Below are 18,254 nucleotides of genomic sequence, written 5' to 3'. Positions count from 1 at the left end.
ACCTTCACGCATGGCCCCCGACGATCATCCGGCCCCCGCGCCCACGTCCGCGCGCTGCACCGCCACCCGCTGCGCCGACGGCGCGGCCCTGTGCATCCACCAGGTCTCCCTCGCCTACGACGGCACGGCCGTGGTCCACGAGGTCGACGCGCACGTCCGCGACGGCCGCATCACCGTGTTCATCGGCCCCAACGGCAGCGGCAAGTCCACCCTCATGCGCTCGATGTCCGGTCTGCACGGCTGCGCCGACGGGACGATCGCCCTGGACGGCTCGCCGCTGTCGGACCTGGGTGCCCGGGAGCGGGCCCGCCGCCTGACCCTGCTGGCCCAGAACCGCCCCACCCCCGCCGGGTTCACCGTGCGCGACGTCGTGGGCTTCGGCCGTCACCCCCACCGCGCCCCCCTGACCGGCCGGGACGACGACGGCCCCCGCGCGATCGCCGAGGCCCTGGAGGTCACGGGCCTGGCCGACCTCGCGGACCGTCCCGTCGAGACGCTGTCCGGCGGGCAGGTCCAGCGGGTGTGGCTCGCCTCGTGCCTGGCCCAGGACACCCGGATCCTGCTGCTGGACGAGCCCGCCAACCATCTCGACCTGCGCTACCAGGTGGACCTGCTGCGGCTGATCCGCCACCTCGCGCGCGATCGCGGGCTGGCCGTGGGCGTCGTCCTGCACGACCTCCAGCAGTCCGCCGTGATCGCCGACGAGATCGTGCTGCTGTCCGAGGGGCGCGTCGTCGCCGCGGGCGCACCGGCCGACGTCCTGACCCCCGAGCGCCTTCTGGACGTCTACGGCGTCGAGGTGCACGTCGCGCGGGACGCCGCGACCGGCCTGCTGCGCGTCGAGACCCTCCCGGCCCTCGCCGACCTCGCCGAACGCGAGGACACGCACCCCGCCGCGGTCGCCCCGGGCGTCACGGCGGCCTGACACCCGGCCCCGATCCCACCGACCCGACCCCCGGACGCGCCTCGCCTCCGCCCTCCGCCAGAGACCCCCTCGCGGCATCCGCCGCCCCGACGCGGCACGTGCCGCCCTCCCCCACGCGGCACCCGCCGCACCGACGCACCACCCAGGAGAACCCATGACCGACGCCCGTCACCTCGCCCGCCGCACCCTGCTCGGCGCCGTCCCGCTCTCGGCCCTCGGCCTGGGCCTGGCCGCCTGCGGCACCACCGACCCCGCCGCCGACGAGACCTCCGCGGCCTCCGGCGCGAAGATCTCGCTGACCGACGGCACCGGCAAGACCGTCGAGCTCGACGGCCCGGCGAGCAAGATCGTCGCGCTCGAGTGGTCGAACATCGAGGACGTCATCACCACCGAGGGCACCCTCGTGGGCGTCTCGGACACCAAGGGCTACACCGCCTGGGACACCGCAGCCCCGCTGCCCAAGGACGTGACCGACGTGGGCCAGCGCAGCGAGCCCAGCGTCGAGACCATTGCGGGCCTGTCCCCCGACCTCATCGTCGGCATCGACGGCTCGATCCCGGACACGGCCACCGAGCAGATGGCCAAGATCGCCCCCGTGCTGATCCTGACCAGCGCCGATGCGACCAAGCCAATCGATGTCATGCGCGGCAACCACACCACGACCGGCAAGGCCACGGGCCACGAGGACATCGCGAAGAAGAACCTCGAGGAGTTCGACGCCAAGATCGCCTCCTCCAAGGAGAAGCTCGCGACCGCGGCGGAGACCCCGTACGTCTTCGTGGTGCCCTACGTCGAGGGCGGCCAGGTGACGTTCCGCGTCCACGGCGAGCGCTCGCTGCCCGGTGCCGTGCTCAAGGAGGCCGGCCTCAAGAACGGCTGGACCGAGCCGGGCGACGACGGCTGGGGCCTGGGCAACCTGGACCTCGAGGGCATGGCCGCCCTGCCCGCCGAGGCCAACATCATCTACTGGGGCGACCCGGACGGCGACCCCATCAAGGAGGACCTCGCGACCAACGACGTGTGGACCTCGATCGCCGCCGTCAAGGACGGCCGCGTGTTCCGGATCCCCGAGGGGATCTGGGTCTACGGCGGCCCCACGTCGCTGGTCCAGTTCCTGGGTGCCGTCGAGGACGTCCTCGCGTGAGCGCACCCGCCCCGGCGCGCCGTCCCGACGGCGCAGCGGCCGAGCCGGAGGCCCCCGCGGCCACCGGCTCGGCCCGGTCGGGGCCGGGTGCCTACCTGCTGTTCCTGCTGGTGCTCGGCGTGGCCGCCGCGATCCTCGCGATCGCGGATCTCACCCAGGGCACCTCCGACATCGGCCCCCTGGACGTCGTCGCGGCCCTCTTCGGCCAGGCGAACGACCAGGTGGGCGCGATCGTCGGTTCCAACCGCATGCCGCGGATGCTCGCGGGCCTCATCATCGGTGCCGCCCTGGGCGTCTCCGGCGCGGCCCTGCAGATCCTCACCCGCAACCCCCTGGCCTCCCCCGACACCCTCGCCATCAACGCCGGCGCCTACGTGAGCCTCACGGTCGCCTCGGTGCTGGGGGTGTCCCTCGGCGCCCTCGGCGGCACGGGGCTCGCGTTCCTCGGCGGTCTGGTCGGCGCCGGCATCGCGATGCTCCTGACCCGGGGCGGCGGCGACCCCGTGCGCCTGGTCCTGGGCGGCACCGTCCTGGCGATGGGCCTGGGCTCGATCACCTCCGTGCTGATCCTCATGAACGCCCAGGCCACGACCGGGCTCTACGCCTGGGGCTCCGGCACCCTCGCCCAGTCCTCCTCCGACCCGCTGTGGCGGGTGATCCCCTTCGTGCTGGTGGGGACCGGCGTGCTGCTGGCCCTGTCCCCGCGCCTGGACGTGCTGGCCCTCGGCGACGACTCCGCCCGCATGCTCGGGATCCGGATCGGCCGCCTCCGGGTCGGAACGGTGCTGTGCGCGGTCCTGCTGGCCGCCGCCGCCGTGTCCGTCGTGGGACCGCTGGGGTTCGTGGGCCTGGCCGCACCGGCCGCCGTGCGCCTGCTGCGCAGCCGCATCACGACCCTGCGGCGGTCGGCGGCGTTCATCGTCGCGGCGGCCCTGGCCGGTTCCGTGGTGAGCCTCGGGGCCGATGTGGGCCTGCGGGCGCTGATCGGCGCGACCGGCGCCGTCGCCGTCCCCACCGGCATCGCCACCAGCCTCCTGGGCGCGATCGTCATGGTGATCATCGCGCTGCGCTTCGCCTCCCGCCGCGCCGGCGGCACCGTCTCGACCCTCACGAACTCGACCCGCGCGGCCCGCGAGCACCGCTTCTGGGACCGGCGCCTCACCGTGGCGCTCGGCATCGCCCTGGCGCTGGCCGCCGTCGCCGGCGGCGTCCTCGTCGGCGACGCCCAGCTGCTGCTGGGCGACGTCGTCAACTGGCTGCGGGGCGCCGCGAGCGGCCGCATCGAGCTGATCCTGGACTCCCGATGGCCGCGCGTCGCCGTCGCCGCGATCGCGGGGGGATCGCTCGCCCTCGCGGGCGCCCTCGTCCAGGCGATCACCCGCAACCCCCTGGCCGATCCGGGCCTGCTGGGCGTCAGCGCCGGCGCCGGGACGGGCGCGATCATGGCGCTGCTCGTGATCCCGGGCTGGGGCTTCGGCGCCGTCGTCCTGGGGGCGCTCCTCGGCGCCGCGATCGCCGGGGCCCTCGTGCTGGGCCTGGGCCTGCGGGGCACGTCCGACGACTCGACCCGCCTGGTCCTCGTGGGCCTGGGCGTGGGGACCGCCGCGCTGTCGCTGACCTCGCTCGTCATCGTCGGCAGCGATCCCTGGAACCAGACCAAGGCGCTCACCTGGCTCGCCGGCTCGACGTACGGCGCGAGCTCTCAGCGCGTGGTCCTGGGCCTCGTCGTGCTGGTCCTGGCGCTCGTGATCACCCATCCCCTCGCCCGCACCCTCGACGTGACCCAGCTGGATCCCACCACCCCTCGGGTGCTCGGCATACGGCCGGGTCGCCTGCGCGCGGGCGCGCTCGTCATCGCCGTGCTGCTGACGGCGTCCGCGACTGCGATCGTCGGCGTCATCTCCTTCGTGGGTCTCGTCGCCCCGCACGCCGCGCGGATGCTCGTGGGTCCACGCCACCGGCTGCTCATGCCGCTGTCGGTGGCCCTCGGGGCGTTCCTGGTGGTCACGGCCGATGCGATCGGCCGCAGCATCATCGCCCCCAACCAGCTCCCGGCGGGCGCGACCACGGCGATCCTGGGGACGCCGTACTTCCTGTACCTGCTGGCTCGCACGGGCGGGGTGCGGATCGCTCGGCGACGCGCTCGATAGTCGCGGCGGGATGAGAGCCTGCGTCCATCCGACGGGACACCGAGGAGGTGGTGGGATGGGCTGTGATCACGGTGAGAGCACCGCGGCCGTCCGGGACACCATCGACGTCGAGTACGCGCGGCAGCTCGCGATCCACGGGAACGAGGTGCGCGCCGTCCATGCGTGCGCGGCAGAGCTCGCCCTGAGCCTGGACGACTGTGTCCACGTTCTGGGGCTCACGGGGCTCGACGGCGTGCAGAGCGGCACGTGGCGTCTCGAGGACCCGCCGTCGACGCCCCATCGACCCGGATGGGACAGTGGAACCATGACCACCACCTATCGCAAGCAGCGCTCCGGAGCGCCTGCCGGGTTCTTCGCGGCCGAGGCCGCGGGACTGCGCTGGCTCGCCGAGCCGCGCGTGGTCCCCGTCGTCGAGGTGCTCGACGAGGGGCCGGACCACGTGGACCTCGAGCGCCTGGAGTCCGTCCCGGCATCGAGCACCGCCGCACGCCGCTTCGGCGCCGAGCTCGCGCGCCTGCACGACTCCGGCGCACCCGGCTTCGGCTGGACACCCTCGGACACCGCCTGGTTCGGTCCCCTGGACGCCCCGTTCCCCGTCGCCACCACGCCCCGAGGGGACTTCACGACGTACTGGGCCACCGACCGCCTGGCCCCGCTGGCCGAGGCCGCCGCCCGCCACCTCGACGCCGAGGGCCGCCGCGCCGTCGATGCGGCCCTGACCGCGATCGGCACCGGCGCCTTCGCCGGCATCGCGGGCGAGGGCACCGAGACGCCGTCCCGACTCCACGGGGACCTGTGGTCCGGCAACGTCCTGTGGACCCCCGAGGGCACCACGCTCATCGACCCCGCGGCCCACGGCGGTCACCGCCTCGAGGACCTCGCGCTGCTGGAGATGTTCGGGACCCCGCACCTGGCCGACATCCAGGCCGGCTACGAGGAGCAGCACCCCCTGCCGCGCAGCTGGCACGAGGACGTGCCCGCCCACCAGCTGTTCGCGCTCCTGGCGCACGTGCGGATCTTCGGCTCCGCCTACGCCGCGCCCACCGCCGAGGCCGCCCGCGCCGTCTCGCGCCGCGCCCACGAGCTGGGGGCCCGATGAGCACCGTGCCGCCCTCCCCCGGTCGCCGCGCGATCTTCCTCGACATCGACGGCACCTACGCCGACCACGGCATCGTCCCCGACGCGCATCGGGCGGCGGTGCACGCCGCCCGCGAACGCGGTCACCTCGTGTTCCTGTGCACCGGGCGCGCCGAGGTGATGATCCCCGAGGCCGCCTGGTCCGGCGTCGACGGCGCCGTCTCCTCCGCCGGTGCCCGTGTGCGGATCGACGGGGAGGTGCTGTGCGACCACCGCTACCCGGCCGAGCTCGCCGCCCGTGCCGTTGACGTGCTCCTGCGGCACGACGCCGCGTTCATCCTCGAGGCGCCCGATGCGCTGTTCCGCTCCGGCGGCGACGAGGCCGCGCTGCGCGGCGCCGCCTTCGCCAAGATCACCGTCGAGGACTGCGCGACACCCGTGGACGTCCTCGCCGCCGAGATCGGCACCGGGGTGCGCGCCCTCCCCAACTCCGTGGACGTGGGCGCGCCGCGCTCGGGGGAGCTGCAGCTGGCCGACGTCGACAAGGCCGACGGGATCCGCCTCGTGATCGCTCGTCTGGGGATGACGCCCGCCGACGTCGTGGGCGCCGGCGACGGGATGAACGACGTCGGGATGCTCGAGCTCGCCGGCACCGCCGTCGCGATCGAGGGCGCCCCCGCCCCGCTGCTCGCCCTGGCCGACCTCGTGGTGCCCGGTCCGCGGCACGGCGGGCTCGCCGACGCGTTCCGCACCCTCGACCTGATCTGAGAGGCTCACCCCATGGCTCCCGCACTCCCCCAGCTCCCCGACTCCGCCTACCGGGCGATCGAGTCGGCCGTCGCCCCGCTCGGCCGCTACCTCGCGGACCGACGTCGCGGCAGCGCCGGGAGCATCGTCCACGCCCCTGTCCTGGACGTCCCCGAGACGATCACCGTCACGTCCCCGGCCTTCGCGGCCGGGCAGGAGCTGCCGGAGCGGTTCTGCGGGATCGGGATCGGCCTGTCCGTGCCGCCGCCCCTGAGCTGGGCGGACGTGCCCGAGGGGACCCAGCGCCTGCTGCTGGTGCTCGAGGACCTCGACTTCCCCTCCGAGCGCCGCACGGGGCTGCACACCGTCGCCGTGTTCGAGCCCACCGGCCCCTCCGGCACGATCGTCGAGGGCGAGCTGGTGCGCGGCAACCCGCGCTTCACGTTCCTGCGCGAGCAGGGGCATCGTCCCGGCTACGCCGCGCCGCGCCCGCTGCCCGGGCACGGGACCCACCGGTACGTGTTCCACCTGTTCGCGCTCGCGGCGCCCATCACGCCGCCGCCGGATGCGGGCCTCGCCTCGCTGCTGCGCCTGCTCACCGGGCAGGTGCTCGCGCGCGGGGCGCTCATGGTGACGCGCACGGCCTGAGAGCTCGGGCCCGCCGTGCGGACGAGGGGCCGACGCCCCCGCCCCGTCATGCCCGGGCGATGATCTCCCCGTGGAGCACCGAGAACCAGCCATCCGGGTCCTCGGCCCAGCGGCCCCACGAGGCCGCGATCCGGTCCAGCTCCGCCTGATCGGCCCAGCCCTCCCGGAGGATCTGGCGGCCGAGCGCCGTGCCGCTGATGCGACCGGCCCACGACTCCGCCCACCACGCCCGATCTGCCGGTGTCGCATAGCACCAGGTCCCGGCGCCGGGCGTCACGTCCTCGAAGCCCGCGGCGTGGGCCCAGGCCAGCAGGCGGCGACCCGCATCGGGCGCCCCGCCGTTGGCGCGGGCGGCGCGCACCGTCAGCTCGAGCCAGCGGTCGAGGTCCGCGACGTCCGGGAACCAGCGGAACGCCGGGTAGTCGGCGTCGCGCGCGGCGACGATCCCGCCGGGGCGGGTGACCCGACGCAGCTCGGCGAGCATCGCGACGGGATCGGCGACGTGCTGGAGCACCTGGTGGAGGTGCACCACGTCGAAGGTGTCGTCGTCGAAGGGCAGGTCGTGGGCATCGGCCACCAGCACCTCGGTGGTCGTGAGGCCCTGGGACGCGAGCTCGGCACAGGTGAGCTGCGCGGCCTCCTCACCCACCTCGACGGCCGTCACCGCGCCCGGGGCGACCGCCCGCACCAGGTCCGCGGTGATGGTGCCGGCCCCGGACCCCACATCGAGCAGCCGCTGGCCGGGACGCAGCAGCGGCAGCAGGTGCGGGGCGCTGTTGACGGCGGTGCGGCGGCGGTGCCCGCCGAGCACGGCGGGGTCGTAGCCGTGGGTATAGACGTGCGGGGAGTCGGGCGTCCGGGCTGGTGTCGAGGCCATCGCTCGACCGTATGCCCGCCGGACGGGGCCGGGCGACGGCGTCTCAGGGCGCTGGGCCGCCGGGGCCCATCGACCAGGCGCTCAGCCCAGGAACCCCCGCAGCAGCTTCTCGGTCCCGTCGAGGTGCTCGGCCATCGCCGCGGCGGCGTCGTCGGGCCGCCCTGTGAGCACGGCGGTCACGATCCGCTCGTGCTGCTCGTCGGAGTGCACCAGGTTGGGGACCAGCAGCGGGATCCGGTCGAGGTAGGCGTTGATCCGCATGCGGACGTCCGCCAGCTGGGTGACGAGCTGCGGCGCGCCGACGAGCTGGCCCAGCAGGAGGTGCAGGTGCGTGTCATGCCGGCGGTAGTCCGCGGGCTCGACCGCGCGCAGCGTCTCGTGGGTCCTCCACAGCAGGTCCCGGTCGGCGGCCGTGAGGTCCATCGTCGCGACCCGTCGGGCCGTGCCCACCTCGAGCACCGAGCGCAGCGCCAGGGTGTCCTCGAGGGAGGCCGTCGAGGCCTGCCCGGTCGCCAGCCCCTGCGACAGCGAGGATCCCTGTCCCGGCGTGCCGTCGGCGGCCATGGGACGCCGCACCACGAAGGTCCCCCCGTACCGGCCGCGCCGGGACACGAGATGGCCCGCGGAGGCCAGCGCCCCGATGGCCTCGCGCACGGTGTCGCGGGAGACGCCGAGCATCGTGGCCAGCTCCCGCTCGGCCGGCAGCCGCTCGCCGGGCCCCACGAGCCCCAGCTGGACCGACTGCACGAGGCGATGCACGGTCTCCTCGAAGGCGTTGACGGTGACCGCGGGCCGCTCGAGCAGCGCGGAGGACAGCAGGCGCGAGAGCTCGTCGTCCCCCGCGCCCTCCGGGACGCCCTCGGTGTCGGCACCGGGCGCCGCGGGGTCGCCGACGGACGCCCGGGCATCAGGATCGCCCGGGGCGCTCCCCTCGTCCGCGCGCATTCCGCTCGTCGTCCCCATGTCCGTCACGATCGCACATCTTCGCCTCCCTGCCCGCCCTCGGCCTCCGGCGGGCCGTGCGGGTCACAGCGGGGTGACGTACGCCGAGCTGAGCCCGCCGTCGACCAGGAACGTCGAGGCCGTGATGAACGAGGCGTCGTCGCTGGCCAGGAAGGCCACGGCCGCGGCCAGCTCCTCCGGACGGCCGAAGCGTCCCACGGGCACGTGCACCAGCCGACGCTGGGCACGCTCCGGGTCGTCGGCGTACAGCTCCTGCAGCAGGGGGGTCGCGACGGGCCCCGGGCACAGCGCGTTGACGCGGATGCCCTGACGGGCGAACTGCACGCCCAGCTCCCGGCTCATCGCGAGCACCCCGCCCTTGGAGGCGGTGTAGGAGATCTGGGAGGTCGCCGACCCCATCACCGCGACGAACGACGCCGTGTTGATGATGGAGCCGCGGCCCTGCCGCGTCATGTGCCGCAGGGCGGCGCGGGAGCAGAGGTACACCGAGGTGAGGTTCACGTCCTGCACGGTCTTCCACGCGGGCAGCTCGGTGGTCTCGATCGAGTCGTCGTCCGGCGGCGAGATGCCGGCGTTGTTGAACGCGATGTCCACCGAGCCGTACACCCGGGCCGCCTCGTCGAAGAGGTGGTCGACCTGCTCCTGGTCGGTGACGTCCACGGGCACGAACAGGCCCTCGACCTCGGCCGCGGCACGCTCGCCGGCGGTGCGGTCGAGGTCGCCGATCACCACCTGCGCACCCTCGGCCCGCAGGCGCCGGGCCGTCGCGAGCCCGATCCCGCTGGCCCCGCCGGTGATCACCGCGACCCGGCCGCGCAGGCGCTGGGTCAGGTCCACGGGGGCGATGGTCGGCGCCGTGCCTCCCGGGCGCGGCACATCGGGCTCCGCCTGGAGCTTCTCGGGGGCGCCGATCTCGTCGCCCAGGGAGCGGTCGTCGGTCGGGGTGTCGTTCATGGTTCCTCCTGGCACGGGGGTGAGCTGGTGGGCTCGCGGCAGCTCAGCTGTCCGCGAGGAAGACGTTCTTGGTCTCGGTGAAGGCGTAGGGGGCGTCGGGGCCGAGCTCGCGTCCGATCCCGGACTGCTTGTAGCCGCCGAAGGGCGTGGAGAAGCGGACCGACGAGTGGGAGTTGACCGAGAGGTTCCCCGCCTGGACGCCGCGCGAGACCCGCAGGGCACGCCCCACGTCCCGCGTCCAGATCGAGCCGGAGAGCCCGAAGATGCTGTCGTTGGCCAGCGCGACGGCATCGGCCTCGTCCTCGAAGGGCAGGACGACCACCACCGGCCCGAAGATCTCCTCGTGCACGGTGCGGTGCTCGCGCGGCGGGAGGAGGACGGTGGGCGGGTACCAGAACCCCGGACCCTCGGGGCACGTGCCGCGGAAGGCGACGATCGACTCGTCGTCCACGAAGGACGCGACGCGCTCGCGGTGCGCCGCGGCGACCAGGGGCCCGACCTCGGTGGTCTCGGAGCGGGGATCACCGACGGCCACGGCGCGCACGGCGGGCTCGAGGAGCTCGAGGAAGCGGTCCAGCACCCTGGCCTCGACGAGGATCCGCGACCGGGCGCAGCAGTCCTGACCCGCGTTGTCGAAGACGCCGCCGGGAGCGCTGGCCGCCGCGAGCTCGAGGTCCGCGTCGGCGAAGACGATGTTCGCGCTCTTGCCGCCGAGCTCCAGGGTGACGGGCTTGATGTTCTCGGCGCACCCGGCCATCACCCGGCGTCCGGTGGCGGTGGACCCGGTGAACACGATCTTGCGCACCTCGGGGTGGGACACGAGGCGCTCGCCGACGACGTCGCCGCGCCCCGGGAGGACGGTCAGCACCCCCTCGGGCAGTCCCGCCTCGCGGGCCAGCTCCCCCAGGCGGATGCTCGTCAGGGGCGTCCACTCGGCGGGTTTGAGGATCACCGCGCAGCCGGCGGCGAGCGCCGGGGCCACGCCCCAGATCGCGATCGGCAGGGGGAAGTTCCACGGGGAGATCACGCCGACCACGCCGATGGGTTCGCAGAACGTGACGTCCCAGCCGCCGGCCACGGGGATCTGGGATCCCGTCAGGCGCTCGGGGGTCGCCGCGTAGTAGCGCAGCACGTCGGCGACCGCCTGCGCCTCCCCGCGGGCCTGGCCGATGGGGTGCCCGGCATTGGCGACCTCGAGGTCGGCGAGCTCGGGGACGTGCGCCTCGACCATGTCCGCGATGGCGCGGAGGTGGGCGGCGCGCGCGGCGGGGGCGAGCGCGGCCCAGGCCCGCTGGGCGACGACGGCCCGCGCGACGGCGGCGTCCGTCGCCTCGCGGTCGGCGAACTCGACGTGCGCGACGACGGTCTCGTCGGCCGGGTTGATGATCGCGGTGCTCATGCGGGCTCCTCTCGTCCCGGGTGGGGCCCGGGATCCTCGGTGGACGGGGTGCGTGCGGCCGGGGTCTCGCCCCCGGGGGAGGTCGTGCCTGCGGCGGGAATCGTGACCCCGGGGGAGGTCGTGCCTGCGGCCGATGGCGTGCCCGGGGGGCGGCTGGCGGTGGTCCGGGCGCCCGCGCGCGCGGCATCGACGAGTGCGGCCAGCAGCCGGCGGTCCTCCGTCTGCTCCTCGGGGTGCCACTGGACGGCCAGGCAGAAGGGATGGTCGTCGAGCTCGACGGCCTGGACCGTGCCGTCCGCGCAGCGCCCGGTGACGTGCAGGCCCGCGCCGAGCCCGCCGATCGCCTGGTGGTGGTGGACGGGGACCGCGACGGGCCCGGGCCCCAGGATCCGCGCGAGGCGCGACCCGGGGACGATGGCGACGTCCACGGTGCCGAAGCGGCCCGGGGACGGCTGGTAGCGGTCGTCGCCGACGACGTCCGGGAGGTGCTGGACCAGGCCGCCGCCGAGCGCGACGTCGAGCACCTGCGCGCCGCGGCAGATCCCGAGGACGGGGGTGCCGTCGTCCAGGGCCACGCGGAGCAGCGCCTCCTCCCAGGCGTCCCGGTCGGTGCGGGGGGCGCCCGTGCGCGGGTGGGCCCGCTGCCCGTAGAGGGCCGGGTCGACATCGGCCCCGCCGGCGATCACCAGGCCGTCCAGGCGCCCGAGCACGGTGCGGGCCTGGTCGTCGGCGCACGGCTGGGGCGGCAGGAGCACGGGGATCCCGCCGGCCTCGAGCACCGCGTCGAGGTAGACGTGCTGGAGGAAGGCCGCGCGGGTGTCCCAGACGCCGCTCGTGGCGCGTTCGAGGTAGGTGGTCACGCCGATGACGGGCCGCGCGGCGACCGTCGGGCGGGCAGGAGCCAGGACGTCAGAGCCGTTCGAAGCCACGGACCCTCTCCCAGTCGGTGACGGCGGCGTCGAAGGCCTCGATCTCCACGCGGGCGGCATGGACGTAGTGGTCGACCACGGCGTCGCCGAAGGCCGCGCGGGCCACCGTCGAGGCCTCGAAGAGGTCCGCGGCCTCCCGGAGCGTGGAGGGCACCCGCGGCTTGTCGCTCGTGTACCCGTTGCCCGCGAGGGCGTCCTCGAGCTCCAGCTCGTGCTCGACGCCGTGCAGACCCGCGGCGATCATGCCGGCGATCGCGAGGTACTGGTTGACGTCGCCCCCGGGGACCCGGTTCTCGAATCGCAGCGAGGCGCCGTGGCCCACCACGCGCACGGCGCACGAGCGGTTGTCCAGGCCCCACGCCACCGTGGTGGGCGCGAACGATCCCGCCTGGTAGCGCTTGTAGGAGTTGATGGTGGGCGCGAAGAGCAGGGTGAACTCGCGCATCACGGACAGCAGTCCCGCCATGAAGTGATCCATGACGGGACTGCGCCCCCCGCCCCCCGCGGGATCCGCGAACACCGGCGTGCCGTCGGTGCCGCGGAGGCTCATGTGCACGTGGCAGCTGTTGCCCTCGCGCTGGTCGTACTTGGCCATGAAGGTGATCGCCTGGCCGTGGGCGTCGGCGATCTCCTTGGCCCCGGAGCGGTAGATCGAGTGGTTGTCGCAGGTGCGCTCCGCCTCGTCGTACAGGAAGCCGATCTCCTGCTGGCCGAGGTTGCACTCCCCCTTGACGCCCTCGCAGTACATGCCCGCGCCGTCCATCGAGCGGCGGATGTCCCGCAGCAGCGGCTCCATCCGGGTCGAGGCGTGCAGGGCGTAGTCGATGTTGTAGTCGCTCGCGGGCACGAGCTCGCGGTAGCCCTTGCGCCAGGCCTCGCGGTAGGTCTCGTCGAACACGAGGAACTCGAGCTCGGTGGCGGCCAGCGCCTCCCAGCCGCGCTCGGCGAGGCGTTCGCGCTGCCGGCGCAGGACCTGCCGCGGGGACGGCTCGATGGGATCGCCTTCCAGCGAGGTGAGGTCCGCGGTGACCATCACGGTGCCCTCGATCCACGGGATGGCCCGCAGGGTCGGGAGGTCCGGGACCATCGCCATGTCGCCGTAGCCGGTCTCCCAGCTGGAGATGGCGTAGCCGTCGACGGTGTTCATGTCGACGTCGACCGCCAGCAGGTAGTTGCAGCACTCGGCGCCGTGCTCGACGACGGACTCGAGGAAGTGGCGCGCGGCGATCCGCTTGCCCACGAGGCGTCCCTGCATGTCCGTCACAGCCAGCACGACGGTGTCGATCTCCCCGTCGCGCACCCCGGACTCGAGCTGCTCGAGGCTGAGGAATCCGGTCGGTGTCGCCATGTCCGCTCCCATCGTCGACCACAATGTCGGGTCCTTCCGACCATTAGAGCACGCGGCGGCGGCGCTGGCCGTGCGGCCGCGTCAGGTCTCGGTTCGGTTACGAAAACTCAATGGACTGACCTTCCGACCTTCCGGATCTAGCCTGAGGCATCCCGTCCAGCTCCCCGCGCTCCCTGGAGGCTCCCCATGTCCGACGAACCCCGCCGGGTCTCCGGCGTCACCTACCGGAGCGAGGACGCCTCGTACTTCGCCAAGCGGCAGCTCAAGCGCTCGGCCGGGGTGATCGGGCTGTGGGGCCTGGCCGTCGGCGCCGTCATCTCCGGGGACTTCTCCGGCTGGAACTTCGGCATCGACTTCGCGGGGTTCGGCGGCATGCTGATCGCCTTCGCGATCCTCATCGTCATGTACTACGGCCTCATCTTCTCGATCGGCGAGATGGCCGCGGCGATGCCCCACACCGGCGGCGCGTACTCCTTCGGCCGGGCCGCGCTCGGCCCGCTGGGCGGCTTCGTCACGGGGCTCGCCGAGACCATCGAGTACGTGGCCACCACCGCCGTGATCGTCTACTTCTCGGGTCAGTACGCCGACGCGGTCACCTCCGAGCTGCTGAACTTCTCGCTGCCGGCACCCGTGTGGTGGATCATCCTGTACGCCGCCTTCGTGGGGCTCAACTCCGCCGGTGCCGCGATCTCCTTCCGCTTCGCGATCGTGGTCTCGATCATCTCGATCCTGATCCTCGTGGTCTTCGGCGTCATGGCGCTGGTCAGCGGCGCGTTCTCGTGGGACGCGCTGTGGAACATCCCGGCCGACGGCAGCGCGTCCTCGAGCACCTTCCTGCCCCACAGCGTGCTGCCGATCCTCTTCGCGCTGCCCTTCGCCATGTGGTTCTTCCTGGGCATCGAGGAGCTGCCGCTCGCGGCCGAGGAGGCGCACGATCCGGTGCGCGACATCCCGCGCGCCGCCCTCTGGGCCCGCTTCACCCTGATCCTCACCGGCCTGCTCGTGCTGTTCCTCAACACCGGGGTCACCGGCGCCGAGGACATGGCGACCTCCGGGGAGCCCCTGCTGGACGGCTTCCGCCTCATCGTCGGGGACGGCGTCGCCGCGGTCCTGGCGCTGTTCGCCCTGATCGGCCTGCTCGCCTCGCTGCAGGGGATCATGTTCGCCTACGGCCGCAACATGTACTCGCTGTCCCGGGCCGGGTACTACCCCCGCTTCCTGTCCCTGACCGGGCGCCGCCGCACCCCGTGGATCGCGCTCATCGCCGGGGCCGTCATCGGCTTCGTGGCCCTGTGCATCGTCCAGGTGGCAGGGGGCGCCGACGGCGTCGCCGGTGCCATCGTCCTGAACATCGCGGTGTGGGGCGCGGTCGTCGCCTACCTCCTGCAGATGATCTCGTTCCTGGTGCTGCGCAAGAAGTACCCCAACGCCAAGCGGCCCTACCGCTCCCCGTGGGGACGCTTCGGGGCGATCGCCGCCGCCGCCGTGTCCGTGCTGATCTTCATCGGTTTCCTGCTGAACCCCACGTTCCTGCCGGCGATCATCGCGATCATCGTGGTCTACGCGATCATGCTCGCGGTCTTCGCCCTGTGGGGTCGCCATCGGCTCGTGCTCAGCCCCGAGGAGGAGTACGCGCTCTCGGGCGCCCTGGACGTCGTGGACCTCGACGACCTGGTCGAGAGCGCCGAGCCCTCCGCGGAGGACGACGCGACGGCGGGTGCGGCCAAGGGGTGACGGGTGGCCGGAGTGGCCGGGTGACGGGCGGTCGGGTGACCGGGGCGGCCTGTTGGCCGGGCTGGCCGGGTGACGGGAGGCCGGGTGTCTGGGTGTCCGGGCTGCCGGGCGACCGCGTCCCCGGGACGGCCTGGGTGGCTCCGCGAGGCCTCACCGCGCCGCGCGCCACCGCCGCCACAGCACCGGCACCACCACCACGGCGAGCCCCATGGTCACGCCCAGCACGGTCTCGACCACCCGGGCCTCGAGCATCGCCGCGACCGGCTGCGGGTGGGCCAGGTGCACCATGAGCAGGGCCATCGGCGTGATGAACAACAGCGACAGCGAGTAGTTGCGCAGCACGTACAGCTCGGTGAGGAACTGCAGGACGACGACGAACACGATCACGAGCCACGCCGGTGCGGAGAGCCCGAGCAGCAGGGCCGCGAGGACCACCCCGAGCCCCGTGCCGATCACCCGGTGCAGGCCGCGTTCGATCTGGTCACCGCGCCGCGGGGCCGACAGCGGCACGACCGCGGCGATCTGCGCCCAGTACGGGGACGACATCCCCGACAGCATTCCGGCGCAGCCCCCGAGGAAGCACGCGAGCGCGTAGCGGAAGAACTCCGCGGCGCCGTCACGGCGCGGGAGGTCGACCGGGAGTCCACTCGCATCGGCGTCCGGGTGGGCCTCGCCCAGCCAGTGCCACAGCACGCCCAGCAGCACGCACCACGCGGCCGACCCCGCCGCGACCAGCAGCGCCACCCACACCGGGGCACTCGCACCGGCCGTCGCGACGGCACCGACGGCGAACACGGCGAACAGCGCTCCGCCGGGCCGGATGCCCCGCCACCGCACGAGCAGCGCCACCCCGCCCGCGACCAGCGGCGGCACGAGCAGGTGCAGGGCCACGGTCAGCGCCGCGCCGCTGGCCGCGCCGAGGTGCGCGACGAGGGACCCTGCGACGACGCACGCCGTGAGGACCGAGCCCATCAGCACCTGCCGCCGCAGGCGCAGCCGCGTGGGCTCGTACCGCGAGTAGATGCTGGTGAACGCGCCGAAGGACGCGAACAGCGCCCAGGACAGGTGGTCCGTCGCGAGCAGCACGAACAGGGGTCCGGCCACGCCCACGGCGATCCGCGCCGCCGGGATGTGGTCGGCGCGCGCGGGGGCCACGCGCAGCAGTCGACGGGACCAGTGCCGGGCGGTGCCGACGGGAAGGGGGGGACGCACGAGTCCGGAGTACCAGGTCCGGAGGGATCGCGCACGTCGGGGAGGGGCGCGGCGGACACCCCCGAAGCCCGTGGCGGGGACGGCGCAGGTGGCGGTGGCGCAGGGTCGGGCGTGCGTCCCCGCGTGCCGTGGGCCGGACGTGCCGCGCGCCGCGTGGCGCGGACACCGCGCATGCCGTCCGCGCGCGGGCCGTGCGCGCACGGGGCCCGTGCACCGCGAGGACCGCGCAACAACCTGACTCCACGCGCCCGAGCCCTCCGATTTCGGGGGTCACGGTCCGCTGGAGTCAGATTGTTGCGCGGTGCCTGCTCGGCGAGGTCCGATCCGGTGCACGGCGCCGGCCAGGTATGGCCCGGCTCCGGGGCGGTGCACGACCCCGGCCCTGCGCCCGACCCGGCCCGGTGCCTGTCCGGTGCACGACGCCGGCCCTGCGGACGGCACCTGCCGGAACCGCGTCCACATCGCGCGGGCACAGGCGCCGTTCCTATGTCCACCGCGAGCCCACGACACGTCGACCTGTGCGTCCCCGTGGGACACTGTGCCCCACCCGATCCCCGCCTGACCCTCACCCTCGGAGGCGACCGTGTCGTCCGCTCCCCCGCCTGCGCCCTTCGCCGTTCCGGGCGCCTCTGAACCCGCCCGTCCGGGCCTCGTCGAGACGACCGGGATCGAGGTGATCGCCGAGTCCGAGCGCACCGCGCGCCCCCGGGACCTGTTCTGGCCGTGGTTCGCCGCCAACGTCTCCGTGTTCGGCATGAGCTACGGCAGCTACCTGCTGGGCTTCGGCATCTCGTTCTGGCAGGCCACGATCGTGGCGGTGCTCGGGATCATCATCAGCTTCGCGCTGTGCGGGCTGGTCGCGATCGCCGGCAAGCGCGGCAGCGCCCCCACGATGGTCCTCTCGCGCGCGGCCTTCGGCGTCCAGGGGCAGAAGCTGCCGGGCGTCGTCTCGTGGCTTACCTCGATCGGCTGGGAGACGTCGCTCGCGATCACGGCGGTCCTCGCGACGGCCACCGTGTTCCGCGCCCTGGGCGTCGACGGCGGGGGCGTCGTCACGGTGCTCTCGGCGATCCTCATCGCGGCGCTGATCGTCGGCGCCGCGGTGCTCGGCTACCACACGATCATGCGCCTGCAATCGATCCTGACCTGGGTCACCGGTGCCATGACCGTGCTGTTCATGATCCTGACGATCCCCCACATCGACCTCTCCACCGTCCTCGCCGCGCCCTCGGGTCCGGCCGAGAACATGATCGGCGCGCTGGTCATGGTGATGACGGGCTTCGGTTTGGGCTGGATCAACATCGCCGCCGACTGGTCGCGCTACCAGAAGCGCTCGACGTCCGACGGCTCCATCGTCGCGTGGAACGTGATCGGCGGATCCTCGGCGCCGGTGATCCTCGTGATCTTCGGACTGCTGCTGGCGGGCTCGGACCAGTCGCTGTCCGAGGCGATCAGCGGCGACCCGATCGGCGCCCTCATCTCCATCCTGCCGATCTGGGCGCTCATCCCGTTCTGGATCGTCGCCGTGCTGACCCTGGTCTCCGGCGCGGTCCTGGGCATCTACTCCTCGGGCCTGACGCTCCTGAGCCTCGGGATCCGGATCCCCCGCCCCGCGGCCGCCGCGGTCGACGGCGTGATCCTCACGATCGGCACCATCTGGGTGGCGTTCTTCGCGCAGGACTTCGTGGGCCCATTCCAGAGCTTCCTCATCACGCTGGGCGTGCCGATGGCCGCATGGGCCGGCATCCTCATCGCCGACATCCTCAGCCGCCGCACCGACTACGACGAGGCGGCGCTGTTCGACGCCCGTGGCCGGTACGGCTCGGTGGACTGGCTGTCCGTGGGGACGATGCTCGTGGCGACCGTGCTCGGCTGGGGCCTGGTCATCAACAACTTCGCGGACGTCGCCGCGTGGAACAACTGGCAGGGCTACCTGCTGTTCCTCGTGGGCGGCCGCGAGGGCACCTGGGCGTACGCGAACCTCGGGGTGCTCGTCGCGCTGGTGCTGTCGTTCGTCGGGACGCTGATCGGGCGTCGCGCGAGGATCCGCCGTCAGGAGGAGGGGCTGGTGCGTCGTGGGGCGTGACGGGACCTGGGCCGATGGCGCGGGGAGGGAACGCGCCCCTGCATCCTCGTTCGAAGCCGAC

General features: G+C 73.7%; 15 protein-coding genes. 8 read left to right on the top strand and 7 right to left on the bottom strand.

All coding sequences use genetic code 11. The annotated features are described in order from the left end of the window. Positions 1-10: 10 nt before the first annotated feature. The 6 genes from ACT3TZ_RS06075 (at position 11) to ACT3TZ_RS06050 (ending at position 6,691) form a co-directional block, all read left to right on the top strand. The gene (locus tag ACT3TZ_RS06075) at positions 11-925 is read left to right on the top strand and encodes an ABC transporter ATP-binding protein (RefSeq protein WP_444582504.1); all 915 of its coding nucleotides are present in this window, start codon (positions 11-13) and stop codon (positions 923-925) included. 154 nt (positions 926-1,079) lie between these two features. Beyond that, positions 1,080-2,069, top strand: a complete 990-nt coding sequence (locus ACT3TZ_RS06070; RefSeq protein ID WP_444582503.1) for an ABC transporter substrate-binding protein — start codon at positions 1,080-1,082, stop codon at positions 2,067-2,069. Then, complete coding sequence (locus ACT3TZ_RS06065; RefSeq protein WP_444582502.1) at positions 2,066-4,219, top strand: iron ABC transporter permease; 2,154 nt, start codon at positions 2,066-2,068, stop codon at positions 4,217-4,219. Before ACT3TZ_RS06070 ends, ACT3TZ_RS06065 begins: the two co-directional genes overlap by 4 nt. Before the next feature lie 55 nt (positions 4,220-4,274). Continuing rightward, positions 4,275-5,318: a fructosamine kinase family protein gene (locus ACT3TZ_RS06060; protein WP_444582501.1), complete on the top strand. Its 1,044-nt coding sequence runs from the start codon at positions 4,275-4,277 to the stop codon at positions 5,316-5,318. Next, entirely contained in the window at positions 5,315-6,064 is a 750-nt protein-coding gene (locus ACT3TZ_RS06055) for an HAD hydrolase family protein (protein WP_444582500.1), read from the top strand. Before ACT3TZ_RS06060 ends, ACT3TZ_RS06055 begins: the two co-directional genes overlap by 4 nt. Positions 6,065-6,076: 12 nt before the next feature. After that, complete coding sequence (locus ACT3TZ_RS06050; RefSeq protein WP_444582499.1) at positions 6,077-6,691, top strand: YbhB/YbcL family Raf kinase inhibitor-like protein; 615 nt, start codon at positions 6,077-6,079, stop codon at positions 6,689-6,691. Positions 6,692-6,737: 46 nt separating this feature from the next. On the opposite strand, the gene ACT3TZ_RS06045 is transcribed toward ACT3TZ_RS06050, so the two are convergent. The 6 genes from ACT3TZ_RS06045 to ACT3TZ_RS06020 form a co-directional block, all read right to left on the bottom strand. Further along, a complete protein-coding gene (locus ACT3TZ_RS06045) occupies positions 6,738-7,568 on the bottom strand; it encodes a class I SAM-dependent methyltransferase (protein ID WP_444582498.1) in 831 nt (276 codons plus the stop codon). Between the two features lie 81 nt (positions 7,569-7,649). Then, the gene (locus ACT3TZ_RS06040; protein ID WP_444582497.1) at positions 7,650-8,513 is read right to left on the bottom strand and encodes a FadR/GntR family transcriptional regulator; all 864 of its coding nucleotides are present in this window, start codon (positions 8,511-8,513) and stop codon (positions 7,650-7,652) included. Positions 8,514-8,594: 81 nt separating this feature from the next. Beyond that, entirely contained in the window at positions 8,595-9,368 is a 774-nt protein-coding gene (locus tag ACT3TZ_RS06035; protein ID WP_444582633.1) for a 3-oxoacyl-ACP reductase, read from the bottom strand. 160 nt (positions 9,369-9,528) lie between these two features. Continuing rightward, positions 9,529-10,884, bottom strand: coding sequence for an aldehyde dehydrogenase family protein (locus tag ACT3TZ_RS06030; protein WP_444582496.1), 1,356 nt, complete (start codon positions 10,882-10,884; stop codon positions 9,529-9,531). Beyond that, on the bottom strand, positions 10,881-11,813 hold the full coding sequence (locus tag ACT3TZ_RS06025; protein WP_444582495.1) for a gamma-glutamyl-gamma-aminobutyrate hydrolase family protein: 933 nt from the start codon (positions 11,811-11,813) through the stop codon (positions 10,881-10,883). The genes ACT3TZ_RS06030 and ACT3TZ_RS06025 overlap by 4 nt, the downstream gene beginning before the upstream one ends. After that, the gene (locus ACT3TZ_RS06020) at positions 11,794-13,161 is read right to left on the bottom strand and encodes a glutamine synthetase family protein (RefSeq protein WP_444582494.1); all 1,368 of its coding nucleotides are present in this window, start codon (positions 13,159-13,161) and stop codon (positions 11,794-11,796) included. Before ACT3TZ_RS06020 ends, ACT3TZ_RS06025 begins: the two co-directional genes overlap by 20 nt. A 186-nt stretch (positions 13,162-13,347) precedes the next feature. On the opposite strand from ACT3TZ_RS06020, the gene ACT3TZ_RS06015 reads away from it, so the two are divergent. Further along, positions 13,348-14,895, top strand: coding sequence for an amino acid permease (locus ACT3TZ_RS06015; RefSeq protein WP_444582493.1), 1,548 nt, complete (start codon positions 13,348-13,350; stop codon positions 14,893-14,895). A 150-nt stretch (positions 14,896-15,045) separates the two neighbouring features. Here the strand turns inward: ACT3TZ_RS06015 and ACT3TZ_RS06010 are convergent, their stop codons facing one another. Further along, positions 15,046-16,107, bottom strand: a complete 1,062-nt coding sequence (locus ACT3TZ_RS06010) for an FUSC family protein (protein ID WP_444582492.1) — start codon at positions 16,105-16,107, stop codon at positions 15,046-15,048. Positions 16,108-16,690: 583 nt separating this feature from the next. Here ACT3TZ_RS06010 and ACT3TZ_RS06005 point away from each other — a divergent pair. Further along, positions 16,691-18,193: a purine-cytosine permease family protein gene (locus ACT3TZ_RS06005; protein WP_444582491.1), complete on the top strand. Its 1,503-nt coding sequence runs from the start codon at positions 16,691-16,693 to the stop codon at positions 18,191-18,193. Positions 18,194-18,254: the final 61 nt, after the last annotated feature.

Source organism: Brachybacterium sp. AOP25-B2-12, from assembly GCF_052378625.1.
Lineage (GTDB): Bacteria > Actinomycetota > Actinomycetes > Actinomycetales > Dermabacteraceae > Brachybacterium.
Note: the sequence above shows the minus strand (reverse complement) of the source record. Positions and strands in the feature narration are given on the sequence as shown.